The following is a 22,687-nucleotide window of genomic DNA, read 5'->3' as shown; positions in this document are numbered from 1 at the left end:
CTCCCCCCTGCCATGGAAACCAGGTCCTGATGAGGTCGCGTCCGACGGGCCGAACGCAGCCGAAAGCCCGGCCCCACCGGGCCGGGCTCGGGACGGAAGGGGTCGGAAGGGCCGGTCAGTCCTCCTCCGGGGAGCCGTCGTCCAGGGCCATGCTGCCCTGACTGACCGTCCGGTCGACGGTGGTGACGGTGTCCTGGAGGTCGAGGTTGCCGAGGGCGTCGGCGCCCTGGGAGTGGGAGGGGGTGACGGCCGCCACGACGAAGCCGGTGGCGAGGGAGGCGATGGCCAGCATGCTGCGCTTCTTCATGCCCGGTTCAACTGCCGACCCGCCCATGGGTCACGGTCGGACTTTCCACCCGCATCCTCCAAGGGGCGCGGGGAACTGCGCGACAAGCCCCCACCGGCCCGCACGTCCCGGCGACCGACCGCCGCCCCCGACCGGCTCGCCCCCGACCGGCTCGCCCCTCAGCCGGCCCGCCCTTCAGCAGGCCGCCCCGGAGAACAGCGCGCGGCTCAGCCGCCGACCCCCGCGACGGTGGCGCTCGGCCTCCGGCTGAGCGCGGCCGCCGCGGCCCCCACCAGCCCGGCGTCCGTGCCCATCCGGGCCGGCGTCACGGTGAGCCGCTGCACGAACGACAGCGTGGCGTAGTCGCGCAGGGCGGCCCGCAGCGGCGCGAACAGGACCTCGCCCGCCTTGCCCACCCCCCCGCCGATCACCGCGATGTCGATCTCCACCAGGGTCGCGGTCGCCGCGATGCCCGCCGCCAGCGCCCGCGCGGCACGTTCGAAGGAGGCCGTCGCGACGGGGTCGCCCGCCCGGGCCGCGGCGGCCACGGCGGCGGCGGAGGTGTCGCCCCCGGGACCCGGCCGCCAGCCGCCCTCGACGGCGCGGCGCGCGATGTTCGGGCCGCTCGCGATGCGTTCGACGCAGCCGCGGGCCCCGCACGGGCACCGGTCGCCGTCGAGGTCCACGCTGATGTGACCGATGTGACCGGAATTGCCCGTGGGCCCCGGGTGCAGCTGTCCGCCCAGCACCAGGCCGCCGCCGACGCCCGTCGAGACCACCATGCAGAGCGCGTTGTCGTGGCCGCGGGCGGCCCCCTGCCAGTGCTCGGCCGCCGTGATGGCCACACCGTCGCCGATCAGTTCGACGGGCAGCCCGTCCGCCACGGCGCGGACCCGCTCGACGAGGGGATAGCCGCGCCAGCCGGGGACGTTCACCGGGCTCACCGTGCCCGCCGAGGCGTCCACGGGACCGGCGCTGCCGATACCGACCGCCGTGACCCCGCTCCACAGCGGGGAGGCGGTCAGCTCGCCGAGCACGGCCTCGACGGCCCGCATGACGGTGTCGCCGTGCTCCTGCGCGGGCGTCGGCCGCTGGGCGCGCAGCAGGATCCGGCCGTGGCCGTCCACCAGCGCTCCGGCGATCTTGGTGCCGCCGATGTCGAGCGCGGCCACGAGGTCGGTGTGCATCAGTGTCAGTTCTCCCGATCGGAGCCCGGTGGGACATGAGGAAGGAGCAGGGCCGGTCACGCGGTGGAGAGCGGGCCGGAGAATGCGTTGCACAGTCTCTCTCGCATCTGACAACGTTGTCCAGGCTCTATGCTCGACCGCACATCCCGATCCGGCTGTCCGCCGAGTCCGTCAGGACCGGCGCAGCCACACGGACTACAGGACAGGACAGCGCATCGTGGCCGAGACCGCCCGCCGAACCGAGAGCCGCTACGGCAACCGTCCGACCATGAAGGACGTCGCCGCGCGTGCCGGGGTCGGTCTGAAGACGGTGTCGCGCGTAGTCAACGGCGAGCCCGGGGTCACCCCCGACACCGAGCGCCGGGTGCAGGAGGCGATCGAAGCGCTGGGCTTCCGGCGCAACGACAGCGCGCGGGTGCTCCGCAAGGGACGCACCGCGAGCATCGGTCTCGTCCTGGAGGACCTCGCGGACCCGTTCTACGGTCCGCTGAGCCGGGCGGTGGAGGAGGTGGCGCGCGCCCACGGCGCCCTGCTGATCAACGGGTCCAGCGCCGAGGACCCGGAGCGCGAGCAGGAACTCGTCCTCGCGCTGTGCGCGCGCCGCGTGGACGGGCTGGTGGTCATCCCGGCCGGTGACGACCACCGCTACCTGGAGCCCGAGATGAAGGCGGGCGTCGCCACGGTGTTCGTGGACCGCCCCGCGGGGCAGATCGACGCGGACGTCGTGCTCTCCGACAGCTTCGGCGGTGCGCGCGACGGCGTCGCCCACCTCATCGCGCACGGCCACCGCCGGATCGGGTTCATCGGGGACATGCCCCGCATCCACACCGCGGCCGAGCGGCTGCGCGGCTACCGCACCGCGATGGAGGACGCCGGCATCCCGGTGGAGGACGCGTGGATGTCCCTGGGCGTCACCGACCCGCAGCGGGTCCGCCGGGCGGCCGAGACCATGCTCTCGGGCCCCTCCCCCGTGACCGCCGTATTCGCGGGCAACAACCGCGTGACGGTCACGGTCGTACGCGTCATCTCCGAGCGCGCCCGCCCGGTCGCCCTGGTCGGCTTCGACGACATCGAACTCGCCGACCTCCTGCGGCCCGGCGTCACCGTCGTCGCCCAGGACGCCGCCCAACTCGGCCGCACCGCCGCCGACCGCCTCTTCCGCCAGCTCGACGGCTCCCTGCTCGCGCCCGAACGCATCGAGCTCCCGACCCGCCTCATCACCCGCGGCTCGGGCGAACTGCCGCCCTCCGCCTGACGGACGGCCCCCGGGGAGGGCACCTCCCGGCACCCCTCCGACCCCGCAGCCGCCAGGCACGCGCGAAGCCCTCGGACCGGCCGTGACGCCGCGTGTCCGGCTTCCCGCCCGCGGCGCCGGTCGACGGGGACCGGCCGTCGCGCACCGGATTCCCGGCCGGGCACCGCGGTCGGGAGAGCCGTCCGGACCGCGCCGAAGGGATTCCCTTCCCGGGTCCCGGGTCCCGGGTCCCGGGCGCGCGGCGATCCGCGGCTCCGTGGCGAGGCGCACGGCTCTTCGTCCGGGAAGGCCGCACGACGAAGGCCGCACGACGCATGACGGTCCCCGCCCCTGGGGAGTACGACGTCGGTGAAGCAGCGCCCGTATCACGGCCACGGGGCGCCGGTGACGGCACGGAAGGACGGGCGGGCGGGTGGGAGCAGTTGGGGCGGGGCCACTACGTGGCCGGGGCCGCCGGGTAGCCGCGCCGCGGCACCGCGAAACCCTCCAGGTCGGCGCGTGTGAGGCCGGTCGCCCGCGTCACCTCCGCGGTGTCGAGGGCCCCGCAGTCCAGGCCGCGCAGCAGATACCCGCCGAGGGCCCCGGCGGTGGCGGGCTCGTCCAGCACGTCGCCGCCGACGCGGCCGGCGTACGCGACGAGCCGTGCCGCGGCCTGCTCGAACCCCTCGCGGTGGAAGGCGAACACGGCCGCGTACCGGGTCGGCAGGTGTCCGGGGTGCATGTCCCAGCCCTGGTAGTAGGCGCGGGCGAGCGCGCGGCGGACGAGTGCGTGGTGCAGGCGCCAGGCGTCGTGGACCTTGGGCGTCGGGCCGACCGGCAGCACGTTGGTGGAACCGTCCGAGACGCGCACACCGGTACCGGCGGCCGCGACCTGCATGACCGCCTTGGCGTGGTCGGCGGCCGGGTGGTCGCTCGCCTGGTACGCGGCCGGGACGCCGAGGCAGGCGCTGTAGTCGAAGGTCCCGTAGTGCAGTCCGGTGGCGCGGCCCCGGGCGGCCCGGATCATACGGGCCACGGTCGCCGTGCCGTCGGAGGCGAGGACGGCCTGGCTGGTCTCGATCTGGATCTCGAACCCGATCCGGCCCGGATCCAGCCCGTGCGCCTCCTCGAACTCCTCCAGGAGGCGCACCATCGCGGTGACCTGCTCCGCGTACGTCACCTTCGGCAGCGTCAGCACCAGTCCGCCGGGCAGTCCGCCCGCCTCCATCAGCCCGGTGAGGAAGATGTCGAGCGTGCGGATGCCCCGGTCGCGGACCGGCGCCTCCATGCACTTCGCCCGGATGCCCGTGTACGGGGCCGCCGTGCCGTCCCGGCGGGCGTGGGCCTCCGCGACCAGCCGGGCCGCGCGGGCCGCCGCCTCGTCCTCCTCGGCGTCGGGGCGGGTTCCGTAGCCGTCCTCGAAGTCGATCCGCAGGTCTTCGACGGGCTCGCGCTCCAGCTTGGCGCGCACCCGGTCGTACACCGGCTCCGCGAGGTGGTCGGGGAGGCCGAGCACGGCGGCGAAGGAGGCGGCGTCGGGCGCGTGCCGGTCGAGGGCGGCGAGGGCCCGGTCGCCCCAGGAGCGGACGGTGCCGGCGGCGAAGGCGTCACCGGGCACGTACACGGTGTGGACGGGCTGGCGGGTGCCGGGGTCTCCGGGGTAGCCACGCTCCAACTCGGCGTCGACCGGGGCGAGGAAGGTGCCGATCTCCTCGCCGACGGCACCCGCGAGGGTCGTCGCCACCTTTTCCCGTCGGTCCCGCCGGTCCCGCCGCTCTCGGCCCATGCACGACCTCCCGCTTCCGCGTCCGGCTTCCGGCTTCCGGCTTCCGGCTTCCGGCTTCCGGCTTCCGGCTTCCGGGAAGCGGAATCAGCAATCCGTGGAGCGAAGTTATCCGTGCCCCCGCAGCCGGTCAACACCCGTGTTCCCGCCGCACCGCCGACGGGCACCGCGCACCGCACACCGGGCCCGCGGCACCCCGCTCCGCCCGGGCCTCCCGCAGCACGCGCGGGCTTCCCGCGGGGTCCACCCCGGCATCTCGACATGTTCACGCCGAACTTCGAGACTGCGAGGCGCACGACTCGACCGGCATCCGCCGTACAACCGGCACCCGCCACAGAAGGAGCCCTCCGTGCCCCGTCACAGCCGAGTCACGCGCCGTCTGGGACTCAAGACCGCTCTCGGCGCAGCGGTCGCCCTGCCCCTGTCCGGCACAGCGCTCTCCCACTCGTCCGCCTCGGCGGCGGACCGCCGTGGACAACTGGAGGTCATGTCGTTCAACCTGCGGTACGCGAGCACCACGGAGCCCAACAGCTGGACCGTCCGGCGTCCCGTCACCCGTGAACTGCTCCGCCGGGAGCGGCTCCATGTGATCGGCACCCAGGAGGGCCTGTACCAGCAGGTGCGCGACATCGCGACGGACCTCGGCGGAGCCTACGACTGGATCGGCACGGGCCGTGCGGGCGGCAGCCGGGACGAGTTCATGGCGGTCTTCTACGACACCCGCAGACTCGCCCCGGTCGAGTACGACCACTTCTGGCTCTCCGACACCCCCGGCGTGATCGGCTCGAACACCTGGGGCGGCGGGTCCGTCCGCATGGTGACCTGGGTCCGCTTCCGGGACCTGCGGGACGGGCGGCGGGAGTTCTACCTCCTCAACACCCACCTGGACAACGCCAGTCAGCACGCACGCGCGCGTGCCGCGGCCCTGATCGCCGAACGGATCACGCGGCTCGACCGCTCCCTGCCGCTCGTGGTGACGGGCGACTTCAACGTCCCCGCCCGCGGGAACCCGGTCCACGACACGATGCTCGGCGCCGGACTCGTCGACACCTGGGAGACGGCGGCCGGGCGCAGCAGGCTGTACGGCACGTTCCACGGGTACCGGCCGCTGGTGCCGGACGGCGACCGCATCGACTGGATCCTCACCTCGCCCGGTGTGCGCACGCACCGGGCGTCCGTCAACACCTTCTCCGTGAACGGGCAGTTCCCGAGCGACCACCTGCCCGTACAGGCGTCCTTGACCCTGGCGTGAGGCGGCCTGCGTCCGGAACGGGGCGGGGCCCCGGTGACCGTGACGGTCACCGGGGCCCCTTCGGCCGGCTCTTCGGGGAGGTGCTCAGCCCTTGCGGGTCCTGATCTCCTCGGTGAGCTGCGGGACGACCTCGAAGAGGTCGCCGACCACGCCGTAGTCGACCAGGTCGAAGATCGGGGCCTCGGCGTCCTTGTTGACCGCCACGATCGTCTTGGAGGTCTGCATGCCGGCGCGGTGCTGGATCGCGCCGGAGATGCCGGAGGCGATGTACAGCTGCGGGGACACGCTCTTGCCGGTCTGGCCGACCTGGCTGGTGTGCGGGTACCAGCCGGCGTCCACCGCGGCGCGCGAGGCGCCGACGGCCGCGCCGAGGGAGTCGGCGAGGGCCTCGATGAGCCCGAAGTTCTCGGCGCCGTTGACACCGCGGCCGCCGGAGACCACGATCGCGGCCTCGGTCAGCTCCGGGCGGCCCGTCGACTCGCGCTCGGTACGGCCGGTGACCTTGGTGCCGGTCGCCTTGTCCGAGAAGGTGACGGACAGCGCCTCGACGCTGCCGGCGGCCGGGGCGGCCTCCACGGCGGCCGAGTTCGGCTTGACGGTGATGACCGGGGTGCCCTTGGAGACACGGGTCCTGGTGGTGTACGAGGCGGCGAACACGGACTGCGTGGCCACCGGGCCCTCGTCGCCGGCCTCCAGGTCGACGGCGTCGGTGATGATGCCGGAGCCGATGCGCAGCGCGAGACGGGCGGCGATCTCCTTGGCCTCGGCCGAGGAGGGCACCAGTACGGCGGCCGGGGACACGGCTTCGACGGCGGCCTGGAGGGCGTCCACCTTCGGTACGACGAGGTAGTCGGCGTACTCGGCGGCGTCGTCGGTGAGGACCTTGACCGCGCCGTGCTCGGCGAGCGCGGCGGCGGTGTCCGCGGCGCCGTTGCCGAGCGCGACGGCGACGGGGTCACCGATGCGGCGGGCGAGCGTCAGCAGCTCCAGGGTGGGCTTGCGGACGGCGCCGTCCACGTGGTCGACGTAGACGAGAACTTCAGCCATGGGACTTCTTCTCTCCTGCTTGCGGAAGACGATGGGCGGTCGGGGAGCCTGCGGCGGGTGCGCGTCCCGGAGGAGCTTCCGGCCCGCGAGGCCGCGTCAGACGAACTTGCGCTCCGCGAGGAAGGCGGCGAGCTGCTTGCCGCCCTCGCCCTCGTCCTTGACGATCGTGCCTGCGGTGCGCGCGGGGCGCTCGGTGGCGGAGTCGACCTTGGTCCAGGAACCCTCCAGGCCGACCTCGTCCGCCTCCAGACCTAGGTCGGACAGGTCCCAGGACTCCACCGGCTTCTTCTTGGCCGCCATGATGCCCTTGAAGGACGGGTAGCGGGCCTCGCCCGACTGGTCGGTGACCGACACGACCGCCGGCAGGGACGCCTCCAGCTGCTCGGAGGCGCTGTCGCCGTCACGGCGGCCCTTCACGACCCCGTCCTCGACGGAGACCTCGGAGAGCAGCGTGACCTGCGGGACGCCCAGACGTTCGGCCAGCAGCGCGGGCACGATGCCCATGGTGCCGTCGGTGGAGGCCATGCCGGAGACGACCAGGTCGTAGCCGGCCTTCTCGATCGCCTTGGCCAGCACGAGCGAGGTGCCGATGGCGTCGGTGCCGTGGAGGTCGTCGTCCTCGACGTGGATCGCCTTGTCGGCGCCCATGGACAGCGCCTTGCGCAGGGCGTCCTTGGCGTCCTCGGGGCCGACGGTCAGCACGGTGATCTCCGCGTCGTCCGCCTCGTCGGCGATCTGCAGGGCCTGCTCGACCGCGTACTCGTCGAGCTCCGACAGCAGGCCGTCCACGTCGTCGCGGTCGACGGTCAGGTCCTCGGCGAAGTGCCGGTCGCCGGTGGCGTCGGGCACGTACTTCACGGTGACAACGATCCTCAAGCTCACGCCGGCTCTCCTACTGCATCGTCTTTTCTGGGCTGCCTGCTTACGGGCAGCATAGGCGCCTGAAGCGGCTGTTCCCGGTGGGGGCTGCCCACGCTCCGGACGAAATATTACTCGCCAGTACGCACTCCTACGCTCCCGCAGGTCATTCCCTCTAAGCAAGCGCTTTGAACTGTGACCTTCGCAACGCAGCGTAATCGGAACCTGTCCCGCCCGCGGGTGGGACGGCCGCGCCGGCACACGGGCCGCCCGGCGGGATCACTCCCGCAGACCGCTGAACCGTCCCTGGTGGTAGAGGAGGGGACGGCCGGCCCCGGCGGGGTCCCCGAGGACCACCTCGGCCAGCACGACGCGGTGGTCGCCCGCGGGGACACGGGCCACGATCCGGCACACCAGCCAGGCGAGGACACCGCCCAGCACGGGCACCCCCTCGGGACCCTCCCGCCAGGCGGTGGGCCTGCCGAAGCGGTCGGCGCCGCTGCGGGCGAAGGTGGCGGCCAGGTCCTGCTGGTGCTCGCCGAGCACATGGACGCCGACGTGGTCCGTCCGCGAGACCGCGGGCCAGCTGGAGGCACCGGTACCGATCCCGAAGGAGATCATCGGAGGCTCGGCGGACACGGAGGCGAGCGAGGTGGCGGTGAAGCCGACGGGACCCTCGTCGTCCCGTGCGGTGATCACGGCGACACCGGCCGCGTGCCGCCGGAAGACGGAGCGGAGCAGTTCGGCGGAGGCGGGCCGGGCGGTACGGAGATCGGGTGTGGCCGTCATGGAATCGTCCTTCTGCGCGCGTCCGGGAGCGGGGGGCCTGAGCTGTTCAGCACCCCGGACAGCGCCCGCCGCCCGCGCCGCGGACGACCGCGGAGGCACGCGTGCGGTCACGCCCGGCGGGCACCGGGGGCGCAAAGGGCCCGGAGAGCCCGAAGAACCCGGAGAGCCCGGGGAAGAGGAGTTCCATGGACATACGGCCAGGCTGACGACGGGTGGTTGATGCAGTCAAGTGCGTCCCGGCATCTGGGAGAAGCGTCACCGTGGCCTCCGGTCTCGTCGGTCAGGGGGTGCCGACCGCTTCGCCGAGCGCGGCGATCACGTCCGCCCTGCGCGGCTGCCCGGTCGCGCGGCGCACGACGTGTCCCCCGGCGTCGAGGACGAGGACGGTCGGGGTCTTCAGGATGCCGAGCTCGCGCACGAGGGCGAGCCGGTCCTCGGCGTCGATCTCGACGTGCCGTACGCCCGGGACCATCCCGGCCACCTCGCGGAGCACCCTGCGGGTGGCCCTGCAGGGTGCGCAGAAGGCACTGGAGAACTGGACGAGGGTGGCCCGCTCACCGAGGTCCGCCCCCAGTTCGGCCGCATCCAGCCGTCTTCCGCCGTCCCGCCCGCGCACCGCGACCCTCCCCGCTCCGACACCGGTCCTCCCCTGCTCCAGCGTCCACGGGCCCGCAAAGATTCCCGGCGGCCGTACCGGTCGGGCATCGGCAGTGCCCGGCCGTGTCCTCCACCCCGGTGCCCGGGTACTGCGCCGGTCACGGGACGCACCCGCCCGTACGGCGGGCGGGGCTCGTGTGGAGCAAAAAAGACGTAAAACGCCGAGGTGGATCAATGGATGACGTGACGAGGATCTCGCCGATCCATGGCGCCAGGGCTGGTCACTCGTCCGTTCTTCGGGCACGATCTGCGCAACGCCGTAAACCTACGGCAGCGTAAGTTCCCCGCGGGGAGCCCCTCCCCAGGCAGAACAGAGAAGGGTCCACGCCGTTCATGGCTGAGCTTGTCTACCGTCCCGTCATCGGTCTCGCCCGGACGTTGTTCAAGGCCTGGGACCTGAAGATCGACCTGAAGGGTTCGGAGAACATCCCGCGCACGGGCGGTGCCGTGCTGGTGAGCAACCACATCAGCTATCTCGACTTCATCTTCGACGGTCTCGCCGCCCTGCCCCAGAAGCGCCTGGTCCGCTTCATGGCGAAGGAGTCGGTGTTCCGGCACAAGGTCTCCGGTCCCCTGATGCGCAACATGAAGCACATCCCCGTGGACCGCAAGCAGGGCGAGACGGCGTACGCGCACGCACTGGAGTCGCTGCGCTCCGGCGAGATCGTCGGGGTCTTCCCCGAGGCCACGATCTCCCAGTCGTTCACGCTGAAGAGCTTCAAGTCGGGCGCCGCGCGCATGGCCCAGGAGGCGGGCGTCCCGCTGATCCCGATGGCCCTGTGGGGTACGCAGCGGCTGTGGACCAAGGGCCACGCGAAGAACTTCAGACGCAGCCACACCCCGATCACCATCCGCGTCGGCGAGACGATCGACGCCTCCCCCGACAAGTACGCGGGCGCGGTCACCCGGCAGGTGCGCGAGCGCGTGCAGGAGCTCCTGGAAGCCGCGCAGCGCGCCTACCCCGTACACCCCAAGGGCCCGGACGACACCTGGTGGATGCCGGCACACCTCGGCGGGACGGCCCCCACCCCCGAAGAGGTGAAGGCCGCCGAGGCCCGCTGAGCCGCACCGGACGGGGCGGCCCGGGCCGGGCGCGTGGAAGGAACCGTGCCCGCCCGCGATCCGGGCCGTCAGTGGGCCATCTCCTCCTTGAGCGCCGCCACGAAGCCGTCGACGTCGTCCTCGGTCGTGTCGAAGGAGCACATCCAGCGGACGTCCCCCGCGGCCTCGTCCCAGAAGTAGAAGCGGTACCGCTTCTGCAGGCGCTCGCTCACGTCGCGGGGCAGCCGGGCGAAGACCGCGTTGGCCTGCACCGGGTGCAGGATCTCGACGCCGTGCACCGCGCGCACGCCCTCGGCGAGGCGCTGGGCCATCTCGTTGGCGTGGCGGGCGTTGCGCAGCCACAGGTCCTTGGCGAGCAGGGCCTCCAGCTGCACCGAGACGAAGCGCATCTTCGAGGCGAGCTGCATCGACAGCTTGCGCAGGTGCTTCAGGTGGCTGACGGCGTCCCTGTTCAGGACGACGACGGCCTCGCCGAACAGCGCACCGTTCTTCGTGCCGCCGAAGGACAGGACGTCCACGCCGGCCGCGTTGGTGAACGCCCGCATCGGTACGTCCAGGGAGGCGGCCGCGTTGGCCATCCGGGCGCCGTCGAGGTGCACCTTCATACCGTGCCCGTGGGCGTGGTCGCAGATCGCGCGGACCTCGTCGGGCGTGTAGACCGTGCCCAGTTCGGTGTTCTGGGTGATCGACACGACCTGGGGCATCGCCCGGTGCTCGTCGTCCCAGCCGTACGCCTGCCGGTCGATCAGCTCGGGCGTCAGCTTTCCGTCGGGCGTGGGCACGGTGAGCAGTTTGAGTCCGCCCATGCGCTCGGGGGCGCCGCCCTCGTCGACGTGGATGTGCGCGCTCTCCGCGCAGATCACCGCGCCCCAGCGGTCGGTGAGCGCCTGCAGGGCCACGACGTTGGCACCCGTGCCGTTGAAGACGGGGAACGCCTCGGCGCCCGCACCGAAGTGCCCGCGCATCACCTGCTGGAGGTGTCCGGTGTAGTCGTCCTCGCCGTACGCGATCTGGTGCCCGCCGTTGGCCAGCGCCAGGGCGGCGAGCACCTCGGGGTGGGCACCCGCGTAGTTGTCGCTGGCGAAACCGCGCACCCGCGGGTCATGGCGCCGCCGGGCGTCCGTCCTCGGCGGGTTCAGGGCTTCTCGGTCAGCCACAGACGCTTTCCGTTCACTTCGGGGGCGGGCTGCTCCCAGACGCCGACGATGGCCTCGGCCAGGTCCTTGACGTCCGTGAAGCCCGCGAACTTCGCGTTCGGGCGCTCGGCGCGCATCGCGTCGTGCACCAGTGCCTTCACGACGAGAATGGCGGCCGCGGACGTCGGGCCTTCGGCCCCCTCCGACTTCCCCGCCTTGCGGAAGTAGTCGGCCATGGCCAGCGTCCACGCCTCGGCGGCGGCCTTGGCGGCCGCGTACGCGGCGTTGCCCGCGGTGGGCCTGGTCGCGCCCGCGGCGCTGATCAGGACGTACCGGCCGCGGTCGCTGCGCTGCAGTGCCTCGTGGAAGGCGAGGGAGGTGTGCTGCACGGTGCGGATGAGCAGCATCTCCAGGAGGTCCCAGTCGTCGAGACTGGTCTTGGTGAAGGTCTCGCTGCCGCGCCAGCCGCCGACGAGGTGGACCAGGCCGTCGACGCGCCCGAAGTCCTTCTCGACGCGGCCGGCCCACTCCCTGGCCGACTCCCGGTCGAGCAGGTCCACCGTGTCACCGACGACGGTGGCGCCGCCGTGGGCGTAGCGGGCCGCGTCCACCGCCTCGGCCAGCCGCTCCGGATCGTTGTCGGAGCCGACCACCACGGCGCCCGCCTCGGCCAGCCGCAGCAGGGTCGCCCTGCCCACGGGCCCGCCCGCGCCGGCCACCGCGATCACCGCTCCGCCCAGTGCCCCGCCGTTCCCGTTCCCCATGGTCCTCGCCTCCTGAGCAGTGTTCCGGACGCGGTCGCTCACGCGGCCACCCGCTCGGCGCTCGCCGCCGTGATGCCCCGGGTCGAGGCGATCACGTTCTTCAGCTTCTTGGCAAGCGCCTCATAGAACATGCTCAGGGGAAACTCGTCCGGAAGCACGTCGTCCACCAGTTTCCGCGGCGGCAGCGTCAGGTCGAGGGCGTCGGGGCCCTTGGCCCAGCGGGAGCCGGGGTGCGGCGCGAGGTAGCGGGACACCAGGTCGTAGGCGGCGAACCAGTGGACCAGTTTCGGGCGGTCGATGCCGTCGCGGTACAGCTTCTCGATCTCGGCGCACAGCTGGTTGGTGACCTGCGGGGCGCGCTGCCAGTCGATGGACAGCCTGTTGTCGGTCCAGCGGACGACGTCGTGCTTGTGCAGGTAGGCGAAGAGCAGCTGGCCGCCGAGGCCGTCGTAGTTGCGGACGCGGTCGCCGGTCACCGGGAAGCGGAACATGCGGTCGAACAGCACCGCGTACTGGACGTCACGGCCCTGCGGGACGCCGTCGGCCTCCAGGCGCACGGCCTCCTTGAAGGCGGTGAGGTCGCAGCGCAGCTCCTCCAGGCCGTACATCCAGAACGGCTGGCGCTGCTTGATCATGAAGGGGTCGAAGGGCAGGTCGCCGTGGCTGTGGGTGCGGTCGTGGACCATGTCCCACAGGACGAACGCCTGCTCGCAGCGTGCCTGGTCGCCGACCATCTCCCGGATGTCGTCGGGCAGTTCGAGGCCGAGCGTGTCGACGGCGGCCTCGGTGACCCTGCGGAAGCGTGCGGCCTCGCGGTCGCAGAAGATGCCGCCCCAGCTGAACCGCTCCGGGGCCTCGCGCACGGCGATGGTCTCCGGGAAGAGGACGGCCGAGTTGGTGTCGTAACCGGCCGTGAAGTCCACGAAGGTGATGCCGCAGAAGAGCGGGTTGTCGTAGCGGGTGCGCTCCAGCTCGGCCAGCCAGTCGGGCCAGACCATGCGCAGCACGACCGCCTCGAAGTTGCGGTCCGGGTTGCCGTTCTGCGTGTACATCGGGAAGAGGACGAGGTGTTCGAGGCCGTCCTCGCGGTGCGCCGCGGGCCGGAAGGCCAGCAGCGAGTCGAGGAAGTCGGGCACCCGGAAGCCGCCGTCGGCCCAGCGCCGGAGGTCCTCGACGAGCGCCGCGTGGTACTCCGCGTCGTGCGGGAGGAGCGGCGACAGCTCCTGGACGGCGTCCATGACGTGGCGCACGGCCAGGTCCACGTCGGAGGGGTCGGGGGCGGTCTCGGCCTCGAAGTCGATCGACCCGTCCTTGGACTGCCATGGCCGGATCCGCTCCACGGCATCCTTGAGCACGGGCCAGGCCGGGTGGCTCACTACCCTGCTCCGGGGAGGAATCCGCTCCTCCGCGCCCACTTGCACAAGAATTTCCGTCATGACCCATCCTCCACGGGAGAACCTCGCGTATGGACACCGTATGTGTCCGAGAGTCTTCGCCACAAGTGGAGCTGCGAGAGATTATCCTGCCCGCCAGCAACTTCGCAGTTGTTTTTCCTGTGAAACATCCGGAGGGCGAATACTTCACTTGCCCGCCGGGGAGCTTCCGAGGTTCGGCCGGCTCGGCTCCGGGGTCCTGTCAACCCGCTGAGGACTCGCCCACGCGGGAGTGAGGCGAAAAGGGCGCGCCGGGGCTCACGGGCGGGGCGGGCAGGGGCGCTTCCCCGCCACCGGAGCGGGTGCGCCGTCCGGCGGGACCACTAGGCTGCGGCCTGGCCGCGTGGGCACGGGACCGCAGCGCGGCAGCCGAGCCGCCGTCGACGGAAGCGGAGTCACCCCTTGAACTTCCTCACCATCGGTCACCGCGGGATCATGGGTGTCGAACCCGAGAACACCCTTCGTTCCTTCATCGCCGCCCAGCAGGCGGGTCTCGACCTGATCGAGCTGGACCTGCACCTGAGCAAGGACGGCGCGCTCGTCGTCATGCACGACGCCGACGTGGACCGTACGACCGACGGGTCGGGGCCGATCGCCGAGAAGACCCTGGCCGAGCTGCGCACGCTGGACGCGGGACGCGGCGAGCGCGTCCCGGTGTTCGAGGAGGTCCTGGACGCCGTCACGGCCCCGCTCCAGGCCGAGATCAAGGACGTGGCCGCGGCCCGGGCACTGGCCGAGGTCATGAACCGGCGCGACCTGGTCGGCCGGGTCGAGGTCCTGTCCTTCCACGACGGGGCGATCGCCGAGATCGCGCGGCTCGTGCCCGGCGTCCGCACGGCACTGGTGGCGAGCCGCTACGGCACCGACGTCGTGGAGCGGGCGACCTCGGCCGGTGCCGCCTGTCTCGTGCTCAACATCCGGCGGCTGACCCTGGAGATCGTCGAGCGGGCGCGCAAGGCGGACCTGCGGATCATCGGCTGGGTCGTGAACACCCAGGACCAGCTGCGGCTGGTGCGCGCGCTGGAGCTGGACGGCGCGACCACCGACTACCCCGAGATCAAACGCACCGGCCGCTTCACGGCGTGACGACACGGCGGTGTGACGACACGGCGTAACGATTATGCGAGCGGCTTCACCAGGAGCTCGAACCGCAGGTCCTCGCGGAGCGGGATGCCGAACCGCTCGTCGCCGTACGGGAAGGGGGTCGTCTCTCCCGTACGGCGGTAGCCGCGCCGCTCGTACCAGGCGATGAGGTCCTCGCGCACGGAGATCACGGTCATGTGCATCTCCGTGACCCCCCACGTCTCACGGGCCAGTCGCTCGGCCTCGGCGATGATCACCTTGCCGAGGCCCGCCCCCTGGAGGGCCGGACTGACCGCGAACATGCCGAAGTAGGCGTACGTACCGCGGTGTTCGACCTGGCAGCAGGCGATCGGCGTGCCCTCGCGCTCGACCGTCAGCAGCCGGCTGTCGGGCGCCTTGACGACCGCGCGGACGCCTTCCGGGTCCGTCCGCTGCCCTTCCAGGATGTCCGCCTCGGTGGTCCAGCCGGCCCGGCTCGAATCTCCCCGGTACGCCGACTCGACCAGGGCGACGAGGGCGTCCACGTCTGCGTCGACGGCGTCACGGAAGGTCAGTCCGTCGCGGGCGGTGCGCATGGGGCGGTTCTCCGATCTCGGGCGCGGCTCGGGCACCGGAGAGCGTAACGCTCCCCCTAGGCTCGGGAGACATGGTGCATGTATTGAGCAGCCGGACCTTGCTCCGCCCCGCCGACCCCGAGCGTTCCCGCGAGTTCTACGGCGGGAAGCTGGGGCTGCCCGTCTACCGCGAGTTCGGTACGGGCCCCGAGCGGGGCACCGTCTACTTCCTGGGCGGCGGTTTCCTGGAGGTCTCGGGCCGCGGCGGGGAACCGCCCTCCCCCGCCGTCCGGCTGTGGCTCCAGGTGGCCGACGTGACAGCGGCGTACGAGGAGCTCGTGGCCGCGGGGGTCGAGGTGCTCCGACCGCCGGTGAAGGAGCCGTGGGGACTCGTCGAGATGTGGCTCGCGGATCCGGACGGGACGCGGATCGCGGTGGTGGAGGTGCCGTCGGACCATCCGCTGCGGTACCGGCCGTGAGCGGTCCCGGGGGCGGCCGCCGGTCGGGGCGGCCGCCGGGAGCCGCCGTCCGCCCCCGGCCGGTCCCCGGGTTCAGAGCTCCCTGAGCGCGGGCAGCAGCTCCTTCTCGGCCCAGTCCAGGAAGGGGTACTGCTGGTCGCCGCCGATCTGGACCAGGGCGACCTCGGTGAAGCCCGCGTCGGCGTAGGGGCGGACGGCCTCGACGACGGCGTCGACGTCGTCGCCGCACGGGATGCCCTCGGCGACGTCCTCGGGACGGACGTACTGCGTGGCCGTGTCGAAGCTCGCCGGGCCGGGGAGCTCGGAGTTGACCGGCCAGCCGCCGAGCGACCAGCGGAACTGCTCGTGCGCCCGGGCCACCGCGGCGTCCTTGTCGGTGTCGAAGCAGATGGGCAGCTGGCCCACCCGGGGCTTGCCGTTGCCGCCGTGCCGGTCGAAGGAGTCGATCAGCTCGGCCTTCGGCTCGGTGGCGATCACCAGGTCGGCGAGGCGGCCGGCCAGCGCGCAGGAGCGCTCGCCGGAGACGGCGACACCGATGGCCGGCGGCTCGTCCGGCAGGTCGAAGAGCCGGGCGTTCTCCACGTCGAAGTGCGTGCCGTGGTGGTTGACGTTCCCGCCCTCCAAGAGCGCGCGGATGATCTCGACAGCCTCTTCCAGCATCTCCAGGCGTACGTGCGCCGCGGGCCAGCCGGCGCCCACCACGTGCTCGTTGAGGTTCTCGCCGGAACCGAGCCCGAGCCGGAAGCGGCCCTCCGCGAGCAACTGCAGGGTGGCGGCCTTCTGGGCGACGACCGCGGGGTGGTAACGGGTCGTCGGACAGGTCACGTACGTCATGAGGGGGATCGTGGAGGTGGCCTGCGCGGCGGCGCCCAGGACGCTCCACGCGTAGGGCGCGTGTCCCTGCTCCGCGAGCCAGGGGAAGTAGTGGTCGGAGGTGACCGAGAAGTCGAACCCGGCCTTCTCGGCGGCCACCACGTGCTGTACGAGTTCACGCGGTCCGGCCTGCTCGGTCATCATCGTATAGCCGATTTGCACCATATGTTCCTCATAGCCTGTCGGGGGTACCCGAAACGTCCTTCCCGCGAGCGGCACCCGAGTGCCCGTACACAGACGATCCAGTCACCCGCTTCCACCCCCACCGAGCGGAATCACGGAAACCATGGACAAGCCTGAATCCCAGACGCATCAGACAGGGCAGATGAACCGGACCGACCGGACCGACCGGACCGAAACGACGGACGGGGCGGAGAGGACCGCGCTCATCGTCATCGACATGATCAGCACGTACGACCACGAGGACGCCGAGCACCTGCTCCCGGCGGCGCGCAAGGCGGTGCCCGCGGTCGTACGCCTGCTGGAGCGGGCCCGCGAACGGGACGTGCCGGTGATCTACGTCAACGACAACTTCGGCGAGTGGCGTTCGCACCACGGGGAGATGCTGGAGACCGCGCTCGCGGGGCCCCACGCGGATCTCGTCGAACCGATACGCCCCGACGACAGGTCGCTGTTCGTCGTGAAGGCACGTCACTCGATCTTCTTCGAGACACCGCTGCACTATCTGCTGAGCCAGCTCGGTGTCGGCCACGTCGTGCTGTGCGGCCAGCTGACCGAGCAGTGCGTGCTGTACTCCGCGCTCGACGCCCACATCCGGCACCTGGAGGTGACGATCCCCTCGGACGCGGTCGCCCACATCCACGACGACCTCGCGGACGCGGCGCTGCGGATGATGGAGCGGAACATGTCGGCGCAGATCCGCACGGCCGAGACGGCACGTCTCTGATCCTCGGATTCGCACGCACCGCGCCGGGGCCCGCGGCCGGCCCCGGCGCCTCAGTGGTGGCCCAGGCCGCCGCTGTCGAACCCGCCACCGCTGTTCTGGTTCCACCGGCGCCGCTTCTGGTCCCTGGCGCGCCGTGTGGACATGTTGCCCGGCGACCGCAGCTCGTGCGTGGTGAGGACGCTGCCGTCGTGCGGCATCTCGTCCGGTTCGCGCGCCTCCCTGATCTCGCGGACCGCGCCGGTCTCGGGGAGCCGGGGCTGCTCCTCGGGTCGCGGCGGGCAGGGCTCCCGGCCGCGCACGCGGATGCCCCACCACACCGCCGTGACCAGTACCGCCGCGACCAGAAGTCCCACCACGAGGGGTCCCACGACGAAGGGTTCCGGGCCGGCCACGACTTCGTGCGGGATCACTACGGCCCTGCCGAAGCTCTCCATGACATATGAGTACCCCCGCAGAATGGCGCAAACGGGCCACAAAGGGTTTCCCACACATGTACCGCCAAACCCATTCGGGTGGTGTGCCGGGGGCGGCGGAGGGTACGGGGAGGGGATGCGAATGGGTGTCCTCGACGTCGGCTCGAACACGGTGCGACTCGTGATCGCGGAGACGGACGGGGCGGTTCCGCTTCCCGTGCACACCGCCAAGCGTCCCCTGCGGCTCTCCGCCCATGTGGAACCGGGCGGCCGGCTGCCGTCCGAGCAGGTGGACCGCCTGGTGGAGGCGGTGCGGGACGTCCGCGCCGAAGGGCGGCGCTGGGGGGTGCCCCGGCCCTTCGCCTTCGCCACCGCGATCGTGCGGGACGCGCCGAACCGCCAGGAGGTCCTCGGACGGGTCGCCGCGGAGGCCGGAGTGCCCCTGCACGTGCTGCCCGGCGAGGTGGAGGCCGAACTGACCTTCCTGGCCGCCCGTCGCTGGATGGGCTGGCGCGCGGGGCCACTGGCCCTGCTCGACATCGGGGGCGGCACGCTGGAGGTGGCCTTCGGCCGGAGCCGGCTGCCCGACTTCGCGATCTCACTGCCGCTGGGCGCCAACCGGCTGACCCGCGAGTTCTTCCGCGGCCAGGACCCGCCGTCGCCGCACCGGACCAAACTGCTGCGTCGGCACGTACGCCACCAGCTGCGCGACGTCGCGGCCCGCATCCGGTGGGAGGCCCCCCGGACTGCGGTCGTCACCTCCCGGACGTTCCAGCAGCTGGGCCGGCTCTGCGGGGCGCCCCCCGGCCGCTTCGGGCCCTTCACGCCCCGCAGCATGACCCGTTCCGACCTCGGCAGGGCCGTGCAGCAGCTCGCGGTGCTGCCGGCCGCCGAACGTGCCCTCCTGCCGGGGATCTCCCTCGCGCGCTCCGGCCAGTCGCTGGCCGGAGCGGTCGTCGCGCACACGACGATGAAGCTGATGGGCATCGACGAGGTGACCATCTGCCCCTGGGCGCTGCGCGAAGGGGTGCTGCTGCGCTGCATCGAGGACGGCAGCTCCGACTGGTGGGACGTGTACGGCCGGCAGACCGCGGACGTCACGGAGACCGCGGAGGGCGCGACGCCGCTGATGCTCCGCCCTCTGCGCGGGAGCGAGGAGACGCCCGTGGCCGCCACCGCGGCCTCGGTGCAGCACCCGGGCTGACGGGGGCTGTTCGTCCCACCGGGGCCCGGCCCCGGGTACGGTCCCGATGCCCGTGATCGATGTGGTCAGCGGCGCGGCGGCCGTGTCCCGGGCCCTTCCCCGGCGAGCAGGGTGAAGACCGCCGAGAAGTCCCGGTCGTCCAGCCCTTTCCCGGTCAGCTGCGCGTACAGCTCCCGGGCCCGGGAGGTGACCGGCAGGTTCACCGCGTGCGCCTCGGCCGTGGCGAGTGCGAGGTCGAGGTCCTTGCGCATCAGCGCGCCCCTGAAGCCGGGACGGAAGCCGTCGTCCGCGGGGCTGGTCCCCAGGACCCCCGGTACCGGCGGCCGGGTGCGCAGCGCCCAGCAGTCGCCGGAGCTCGCCGACACGACGTCGAAGAGCAGCCTGGGGTCGATGCCGAGGCTCTGGGCCAGCGCGTAGCTCTCGGCGACGGCCACCATCGAGGTACCCGCGACGATCTGGTTGGCCAGCTTCACGGACACTCCCGCGCCGTGGTCGCCGCAGTGCACGACGTTCCGTCCCAGCACCGAGAGCAGCGGCCGGAGTTCGGCCAGGACACCGGCGTCGCCGCCCACCATCACCGTGAGGGTGCCGTCCACGGCTCCGGCGCTGGAACCGCTCACCGGGGCGTCCAGCATGCGCACACCGTGCCGCCGGGCCAGACCGGCCAGCTCCTTGCTGGTCGGCGGGTCGATGGTGCTCATGTCGATCAGGGTGCTGCCGGGGGACATCTCCTGCAGAACGCCTTCGGGGCCGGTGAGGGCCTCCCGGACGTGCGGACCGTCCGGCAGCATCGTGATCACCACCCGGGCGCCGGTCACCGCCTTCCGGGCGGACGGGGCGGCCTGCGCGCCCACGGCCGCGAGGGCGTCCAGCGCCTCGGGCAGCGGGTCGTACACCGCCAGGCGGTACCCCGCGGCGACGAGCCGCTCCGCCATCGGACGGCCCATGGTGCCGAGGCCCATGAAGGCCACCCATGTGTCGGACATGCCTTCTCCTTGTCTCGTGGCTGACGGCCGCACACGGGAGGTCATCCGTCGGACGGTTCCACGGGGTCGTCCCGCCGGATCGCGTACACGTTGCGGTATCCGGTGCCGCGCAGCGCCGGCACGCTCTCCACCCGGCAGTCGTAACCGGCCGCCGTCAGCAGGCCGACCAGGACCGCACTGGACGACGCGTGGCAGCTGCGAGGGGTCCGCGCGGCGGGCCACGACGACGGTGCCGAGTCCTTCGTTCAGCCGGGAGGCGTCCGTGAGGCCGGCGGCTGTCTCCCGGCGCAGCGCGTCGGCCCGGTAGCCGTCGTTGATGACATCGCGGGCCGCGCGTTGCGGTAATTCCGGCATCTGGTCCTCTCGTTCGTCCGTCGTCCGTCGTCCGGCGTCCGGCGTGCGGCGTGCGGCGGGTCGGGGTCCGCACCGTGCCGGTGCGGCCGTGGTGGGCGGCAGGCACGGGGAGGGTGTCCCCGCGGCACGCTCCGCAGCCGTGTGCCGGCCGACGGGCCGTCCCGGGGGCACGGTGGGGTACGCACCCCCGGGACGGGCCACGGGCCGCCGGGACCGCCCGGGGCTACTTGCCGGGCAGGGCGACGACGGGGAAGTCGACGTCCGTGCGGGCCACGGAGTTGAAGTAGTTGGTGAAGACGTTCAGCGCGACGTTGGCGACGATCTCGCCGATCTCGCCGTCGCCGTGACCTGCGGCACGGACCTCTTCGAGGTCCTGGTCGGAGACGAAGCCGCGGGTCTCGATGACGGCCTTGGCGAACTTCAGGGCGGCCTGCGTCTTGTGGTCGGCCGCCTGGCCCTGTCCGGCGGTCTTGAGGTCGTCGCCGCTCACGCCGGCGCGCTCGCCGAGGACGTGGTGGGCGGCGTAGCAGTACTCGCAGGAGTTCTCCACCGCGGCGACGAGGGCGATCTGCTCACGGACGGCCGCGGGCAGGGCGCCCTTGGAGAGGGCGCCGCTCTGGGAGAGGTAGGCGTCGAGGACGGCGGGCGACACGGCCATGGCACGCATCATGTTCGGTGTCGTGCCGAGCGCGCGCTCGACCTTGTTCAGCAGTGACTTGGCCGTGGGCTCAGCGGTCGCCGGGTCGACGGCGGAAAGGCGGGACATGGACGGGTCCTCTCTGGAAGGTTCTTCGCACCAATATTGCTTGGCAGTGCCAATGTTGTTTGGCACTGCCAACATAACTTGGCAGTGCCTACTATGGCAAGTACGAACTCGTCATCGGGGAGTGTCATGAAAGACGTGCCGGGCACACCGCCCCACGAGCAGCTGATGGTGGGCATCACGCGCCTCGGGCAGGCGCTGCGCATCAGCAGCTACCGCAACACGGGGCCCCACCGCCTCTCCCCGCTGCAGGCGGACATCATCGTGCTGCTGGCCGGGGATCCCCGGCCCCGCCGGCTCAGCGAGCTGGCCGTCTCGCTCGCGTCGACCCCTCCGACGATCAGCGACGCGGTGAAGACCCTCACCGCCAAAGGGCTCGTCGAGCGGCGGCGCGACGTGTCCGACGCGCGCGCCGTGTCACTGACCCTCACACAGGCCGGCGGGGCGGAGGCCGAGCGTCTCGCCCGGCTGCCCGCGGAGTTCACCGAAGCCATGTCGGCCCTCGGACAGGAAGACCTCGCGGCCATGCTGCGCGGCATGAGCAGCATGATCAGGTCACTGCAGGACCAGCGGGCCGTCCCGGTCACCCGTATGTGCCTGACGTGCTCCCACTTCCGCCCCCGGGTCCACCCGGACAGCGACAAACCGCACCACTGCGCGTTCGTCGACAACGCCTTCGGCGATGCCGAACTGCGCCTGGAGTGCCCCGACCACCTGGCCCCCTGAACCCGCGTCCGGGGCGGGACCGGGGTCAGGGCAGGCGGGAGTGCGGCACCTGGGGGGCGTCCGGACCGGCGGGATCGCCGGTCACGAGGAGGAGGAGGGCCGCCCGCCGGGTGCCGAGCGAGCGGACCTTGTGGGGTGTGGTGCCCTTGAAGTAGGCGGAGTCCCCCGGTTCGAGGGTGATGGCGTGCGAGGGCAGGACGAGTTCGACCCGCCCCTCGTGGACGAAGACGAATTCTTCGCCGGGGTGGTCACGGAACGGCACGTGGTCGGCGTCGTGCGGGGGGTGGAGCATGAAGGGGGCCATGCTCTTGGTGCCGGCCTGGAGCGCTATCCCCTCGTAACGGGTACCGGGTTCCTCACTGGAGGTCAGCTCCTGCCGCTCCCCCGCCCGGGTGACCGTCACGTCGTCGAGTTCCTGGGCATCGGCGAAGAGACTGTCCAGCGGGACGTGCAGAGCTTTGGCCAGTGAGGCGCAGACGGCGATCGAGGGGACACTGCGACCGCGCTCGACCTTCGAGAGGTAGCTCTTGGTGACACCGGAACGCTCGGCCAGCGCCTCCAGCGTCATGAGCCGTTCCTTGCGCAGCTGCCGTACACGGTTGATCACTGCCGGCTCTCCCCTCAGCAGCCCTGCGGCCGGACCCCGGCCGGCGGGGCCGCTTCCGCGCGGGAAACACGGTTTCCTATCATAAACCACGTTTCCCAGGGGGTGCTTCAGGACGCCGCGGCGGGGCGGAGCCACCCACGGGAGGGACCATGACCGCTCATGGGCTCATGGGCTCATGGGCTCATGGGCTCATGGGCTCATGGGCTCATGGGCTCATGGGTGGCGACTGCCGGTCCCTGGTCCGGGTTCC

24 protein-coding genes are annotated in these 22,687 nt (G+C 72.1%); 8 read left to right on the top strand and 16 right to left on the bottom strand.

Annotated features, from left to right (window positions below; genetic code table 11):
* Nucleotides 1–115: 115 nt before the first annotated feature.
* Nucleotides 116–307 carry a hypothetical protein gene (locus tag KM933_RS20255; RefSeq protein ID WP_221354164.1) on the bottom strand — a complete coding sequence of 64 codons (192 nt, stop codon included), beginning with the start codon at nucleotides 305–307 and terminating at the stop codon, nucleotides 116–118.
* Nucleotides 308–513: 206 nt separating this feature from the next.
* A complete protein-coding gene (locus tag KM933_RS20250) occupies nucleotides 514–1,473 on the bottom strand; it encodes an ROK family protein (protein ID WP_221354162.1) in 960 nt (319 codons plus the stop codon).
* Nucleotides 1,474–1,690: 217 nt separating this feature from the next.
* Between KM933_RS20250 and KM933_RS20245 the strand changes: the two genes are divergently transcribed.
* Nucleotides 1,691–2,728: a LacI family DNA-binding transcriptional regulator gene (locus KM933_RS20245; protein WP_221354160.1), complete on the top strand. Its 1,038-nt coding sequence runs from the start codon at nucleotides 1,691–1,693 to the stop codon at nucleotides 2,726–2,728.
* Nucleotides 2,729–3,164: 436 nt separating this feature from the next.
* Here KM933_RS20245 and KM933_RS20240 read toward each other — a convergent pair whose 3' ends face one another.
* Entirely contained in the window at nucleotides 3,165–4,493 is a 1,329-nt protein-coding gene (locus KM933_RS20240) for a DUF6986 family protein (RefSeq protein WP_221354158.1), read from the bottom strand.
* A gap of 346 nt (nucleotides 4,494–4,839) precedes the next feature.
* Here KM933_RS20240 and KM933_RS20235 point away from each other — a divergent pair, with 346 nt between their 5' ends.
* Complete coding sequence (locus KM933_RS20235; protein WP_221354156.1) at nucleotides 4,840–5,742, top strand: endonuclease/exonuclease/phosphatase family protein; 903 nt, start codon at nucleotides 4,840–4,842, stop codon at nucleotides 5,740–5,742.
* A gap of 84 nt (nucleotides 5,743–5,826) precedes the next feature.
* Here the strand turns inward: KM933_RS20235 and KM933_RS20230 are convergent, their stop codons facing one another.
* From KM933_RS20230 to KM933_RS20215, 4 genes are all read right to left on the bottom strand, one after another.
* Nucleotides 5,827–6,789 (bottom strand): electron transfer flavoprotein subunit alpha/FixB family protein, encoded by a 963-nt coding sequence (locus KM933_RS20230; RefSeq protein ID WP_221354154.1) that lies wholly within the window; start codon nucleotides 6,787–6,789, stop codon nucleotides 5,827–5,829.
* Nucleotides 6,790–6,885: 96 nt separating this feature from the next.
* Nucleotides 6,886–7,671, bottom strand: coding sequence for an electron transfer flavoprotein subunit beta/FixA family protein (locus KM933_RS20225; protein ID WP_221354152.1), 786 nt, complete (start codon nucleotides 7,669–7,671; stop codon nucleotides 6,886–6,888).
* A 255-nt stretch (nucleotides 7,672–7,926) separates the two neighbouring features.
* Nucleotides 7,927–8,436: a flavin reductase family protein gene (locus KM933_RS20220; RefSeq protein ID WP_221354150.1), complete on the bottom strand. Its 510-nt coding sequence runs from the start codon at nucleotides 8,434–8,436 to the stop codon at nucleotides 7,927–7,929.
* Nucleotides 8,437–8,716: 280 nt separating this feature from the next.
* The gene (locus KM933_RS20215) at nucleotides 8,717–9,094 is read right to left on the bottom strand and encodes a TlpA family protein disulfide reductase (protein WP_260333857.1); all 378 of its coding nucleotides are present in this window, start codon (nucleotides 9,092–9,094) and stop codon (nucleotides 8,717–8,719) included.
* A gap of 332 nt (nucleotides 9,095–9,426) precedes the next feature.
* On the opposite strand from KM933_RS20215, the gene KM933_RS20210 reads away from it, so the two are divergent.
* The gene (locus KM933_RS20210; protein ID WP_221354148.1) at nucleotides 9,427–10,155 is read left to right on the top strand and encodes a lysophospholipid acyltransferase family protein; all 729 of its coding nucleotides are present in this window, start codon (nucleotides 9,427–9,429) and stop codon (nucleotides 10,153–10,155) included.
* Nucleotides 10,156–10,223: 68 nt separating this feature from the next.
* Here KM933_RS20210 and KM933_RS20205 read toward each other — a convergent pair whose 3' ends face one another.
* Genes KM933_RS20205 through KM933_RS20195 form a run of 3 tightly spaced genes read right to left on the bottom strand, consistent with a single transcriptional unit; the run spans nucleotide 10,224 to nucleotide 13,491 of the window.
* On the bottom strand, nucleotides 10,224–11,294 hold the full coding sequence (locus KM933_RS20205; RefSeq protein WP_221354232.1) for a threonine aldolase family protein: 1,071 nt from the start codon (nucleotides 11,292–11,294) through the stop codon (nucleotides 10,224–10,226).
* The gene (locus tag KM933_RS20200; RefSeq protein WP_221354146.1) at nucleotides 11,291–12,055 is read right to left on the bottom strand and encodes an SDR family oxidoreductase; all 765 of its coding nucleotides are present in this window, start codon (nucleotides 12,053–12,055) and stop codon (nucleotides 11,291–11,293) included. The genes KM933_RS20205 and KM933_RS20200 overlap by 4 nt, the downstream gene beginning before the upstream one ends.
* Before the next feature lie 38 nt (nucleotides 12,056–12,093).
* On the bottom strand, nucleotides 12,094–13,491 hold the full coding sequence (locus tag KM933_RS20195; protein ID WP_221354144.1) for a DUF6421 family protein: 1,398 nt from the start codon (nucleotides 13,489–13,491) through the stop codon (nucleotides 12,094–12,096).
* 399 nt (nucleotides 13,492–13,890) lie between these two features.
* On the opposite strand from KM933_RS20195, the gene KM933_RS20190 reads away from it, so the two are divergent.
* Nucleotides 13,891–14,574 carry a glycerophosphodiester phosphodiesterase gene (locus tag KM933_RS20190; RefSeq protein WP_221354142.1) on the top strand — a complete coding sequence of 228 codons (684 nt, stop codon included), beginning with the start codon at nucleotides 13,891–13,893 and terminating at the stop codon, nucleotides 14,572–14,574.
* A gap of 32 nt (nucleotides 14,575–14,606) precedes the next feature.
* On the opposite strand, the gene KM933_RS20185 is transcribed toward KM933_RS20190, so the two are convergent.
* Nucleotides 14,607–15,146 (bottom strand): GNAT family N-acetyltransferase, encoded by a 540-nt coding sequence (locus KM933_RS20185; protein WP_221354141.1) that lies wholly within the window; start codon nucleotides 15,144–15,146, stop codon nucleotides 14,607–14,609.
* A 71-nt stretch (nucleotides 15,147–15,217) separates the two neighbouring features.
* Here KM933_RS20185 and KM933_RS20180 point away from each other — a divergent pair, with 71 nt between their 5' ends.
* Nucleotides 15,218–15,604: a VOC family protein gene (locus KM933_RS20180; RefSeq protein WP_221354139.1), complete on the top strand. Its 387-nt coding sequence runs from the start codon at nucleotides 15,218–15,220 to the stop codon at nucleotides 15,602–15,604.
* A gap of 72 nt (nucleotides 15,605–15,676) precedes the next feature.
* On the opposite strand, the gene KM933_RS20175 is transcribed toward KM933_RS20180, so the two are convergent.
* Nucleotides 15,677–16,642, bottom strand: a complete 966-nt coding sequence (locus KM933_RS20175; protein WP_221354137.1) for an LLM class F420-dependent oxidoreductase — start codon at nucleotides 16,640–16,642, stop codon at nucleotides 15,677–15,679.
* Nucleotides 16,643–16,802: 160 nt separating this feature from the next.
* Here KM933_RS20175 and KM933_RS20170 point away from each other — a divergent pair, with 160 nt between their 5' ends.
* A complete protein-coding gene (locus KM933_RS20170) occupies nucleotides 16,803–17,384 on the top strand; it encodes a cysteine hydrolase family protein (protein ID WP_221354135.1) in 582 nt (193 codons plus the stop codon).
* A gap of 50 nt (nucleotides 17,385–17,434) precedes the next feature.
* Here the strand turns inward: KM933_RS20170 and KM933_RS20165 are convergent, their stop codons facing one another.
* A complete protein-coding gene (locus KM933_RS20165) occupies nucleotides 17,435–17,818 on the bottom strand; it encodes a DUF6479 family protein (RefSeq protein WP_221354133.1) in 384 nt (127 codons plus the stop codon).
* A gap of 115 nt (nucleotides 17,819–17,933) precedes the next feature.
* On the opposite strand from KM933_RS20165, the gene KM933_RS20160 reads away from it, so the two are divergent.
* Nucleotides 17,934–19,001 carry a Ppx/GppA family phosphatase gene (locus tag KM933_RS20160; RefSeq protein WP_221354131.1) on the top strand — a complete coding sequence of 356 codons (1,068 nt, stop codon included), beginning with the start codon at nucleotides 17,934–17,936 and terminating at the stop codon, nucleotides 18,999–19,001.
* Between the two features lie 65 nt (nucleotides 19,002–19,066).
* Here the strand turns inward: KM933_RS20160 and mmsB are convergent, their stop codons facing one another.
* Nucleotides 19,067–20,032 (bottom strand): 3-hydroxyisobutyrate dehydrogenase, encoded by a 966-nt coding sequence (mmsB, locus tag KM933_RS20155; RefSeq protein WP_221354129.1) that lies wholly within the window; start codon nucleotides 20,030–20,032, stop codon nucleotides 19,067–19,069.
* Nucleotides 20,033–20,564: 532 nt separating this feature from the next.
* Nucleotides 20,565–21,107 carry a carboxymuconolactone decarboxylase family protein gene (locus tag KM933_RS20150; RefSeq protein ID WP_221354127.1) on the bottom strand — a complete coding sequence of 181 codons (543 nt, stop codon included), beginning with the start codon at nucleotides 21,105–21,107 and terminating at the stop codon, nucleotides 20,565–20,567.
* Between the two features lie 126 nt (nucleotides 21,108–21,233).
* Between KM933_RS20150 and KM933_RS20145 the strand changes: the two genes are divergently transcribed.
* Complete coding sequence (locus tag KM933_RS20145; protein WP_221354126.1) at nucleotides 21,234–21,830, top strand: MarR family winged helix-turn-helix transcriptional regulator; 597 nt, start codon at nucleotides 21,234–21,236, stop codon at nucleotides 21,828–21,830.
* Between the two features lie 25 nt (nucleotides 21,831–21,855).
* Here the strand turns inward: KM933_RS20145 and KM933_RS20140 are convergent, their stop codons facing one another.
* Nucleotides 21,856–22,437 carry a helix-turn-helix domain-containing protein gene (locus KM933_RS20140; protein ID WP_221354124.1) on the bottom strand — a complete coding sequence of 194 codons (582 nt, stop codon included), beginning with the start codon at nucleotides 22,435–22,437 and terminating at the stop codon, nucleotides 21,856–21,858.
* Nucleotides 22,438–22,687: the final 250 nt, after the last annotated feature.

This window comes from Streptomyces beigongshangae (assembly GCF_019710745.1).
In the GTDB taxonomy this organism is placed as follows: domain Bacteria; phylum Actinomycetota; class Actinomycetes; order Streptomycetales; family Streptomycetaceae; genus Streptomyces; species Streptomyces beigongshangae.
Note: the sequence above shows the minus strand (reverse complement) of the source record. Positions and strands in the feature narration are given on the sequence as shown.

Coding starts and splice junctions, on each gene's coding strand:
- mmsB (WP_221354129.1), bottom strand. CDS start 20,032: ATGACCTCCCGTGTGCGGCCGTCAGCCACGAGACAAGGAGAAGGCATG.
- KM933_RS20175 (WP_221354137.1), bottom strand. CDS start 16,642: ATGGTGCAAATCGGCTATACGATGATGACCGAGCAGGCCGGACCGCGT.
- KM933_RS20220 (WP_221354150.1), bottom strand. CDS start 8,436: ATGACGGCCACACCCGATCTCCGTACCGCCCGGCCCGCCTCCGCCGAA.
- KM933_RS20145 (WP_221354126.1), top strand. CDS start 21,234: ATGAAAGACGTGCCGGGCACACCGCCCCACGAGCAGCTGATGGTGGGC.
- KM933_RS20160 (WP_221354131.1), top strand. CDS start 17,934: ATGCGAATGGGTGTCCTCGACGTCGGCTCGAACACGGTGCGACTCGTG.
- KM933_RS20250 (WP_221354162.1), bottom strand. CDS start 1,473: ATGCACACCGACCTCGTGGCCGCGCTCGACATCGGCGGCACCAAGATC.
- KM933_RS20200 (WP_221354146.1), bottom strand. CDS start 12,055: ATGGGGAACGGGAACGGCGGGGCACTGGGCGGAGCGGTGATCGCGGTG.
- KM933_RS20150 (WP_221354127.1), bottom strand. CDS start 21,107: ATGTCCCGCCTTTCCGCCGTCGACCCGGCGACCGCTGAGCCCACGGCC.
- KM933_RS20255 (WP_221354164.1), bottom strand. CDS start 307: ATGAAGAAGCGCAGCATGCTGGCCATCGCCTCCCTCGCCACCGGCTTC.
- KM933_RS20180 (WP_221354139.1), top strand. CDS start 15,218: ATGGTGCATGTATTGAGCAGCCGGACCTTGCTCCGCCCCGCCGACCCC.
- KM933_RS20230 (WP_221354154.1), bottom strand. CDS start 6,789: ATGGCTGAAGTTCTCGTCTACGTCGACCACGTGGACGGCGCCGTCCGC.
- KM933_RS20195 (WP_221354144.1), bottom strand. CDS start 13,491: ATGACGGAAATTCTTGTGCAAGTGGGCGCGGAGGAGCGGATTCCTCCC.
- KM933_RS20240 (WP_221354158.1), bottom strand. CDS start 4,493: ATGGGCCGAGAGCGGCGGGACCGGCGGGACCGACGGGAAAAGGTGGCG.
- KM933_RS20170 (WP_221354135.1), top strand. CDS start 16,803: ATGAACCGGACCGACCGGACCGACCGGACCGAAACGACGGACGGGGCG.
- KM933_RS20165 (WP_221354133.1), bottom strand. CDS start 17,818: ATGGAGAGCTTCGGCAGGGCCGTAGTGATCCCGCACGAAGTCGTGGCC.
- KM933_RS20210 (WP_221354148.1), top strand. CDS start 9,427: ATGGCTGAGCTTGTCTACCGTCCCGTCATCGGTCTCGCCCGGACGTTG.
- KM933_RS20185 (WP_221354141.1), bottom strand. CDS start 15,146: ATGCGCACCGCCCGCGACGGACTGACCTTCCGTGACGCCGTCGACGCA.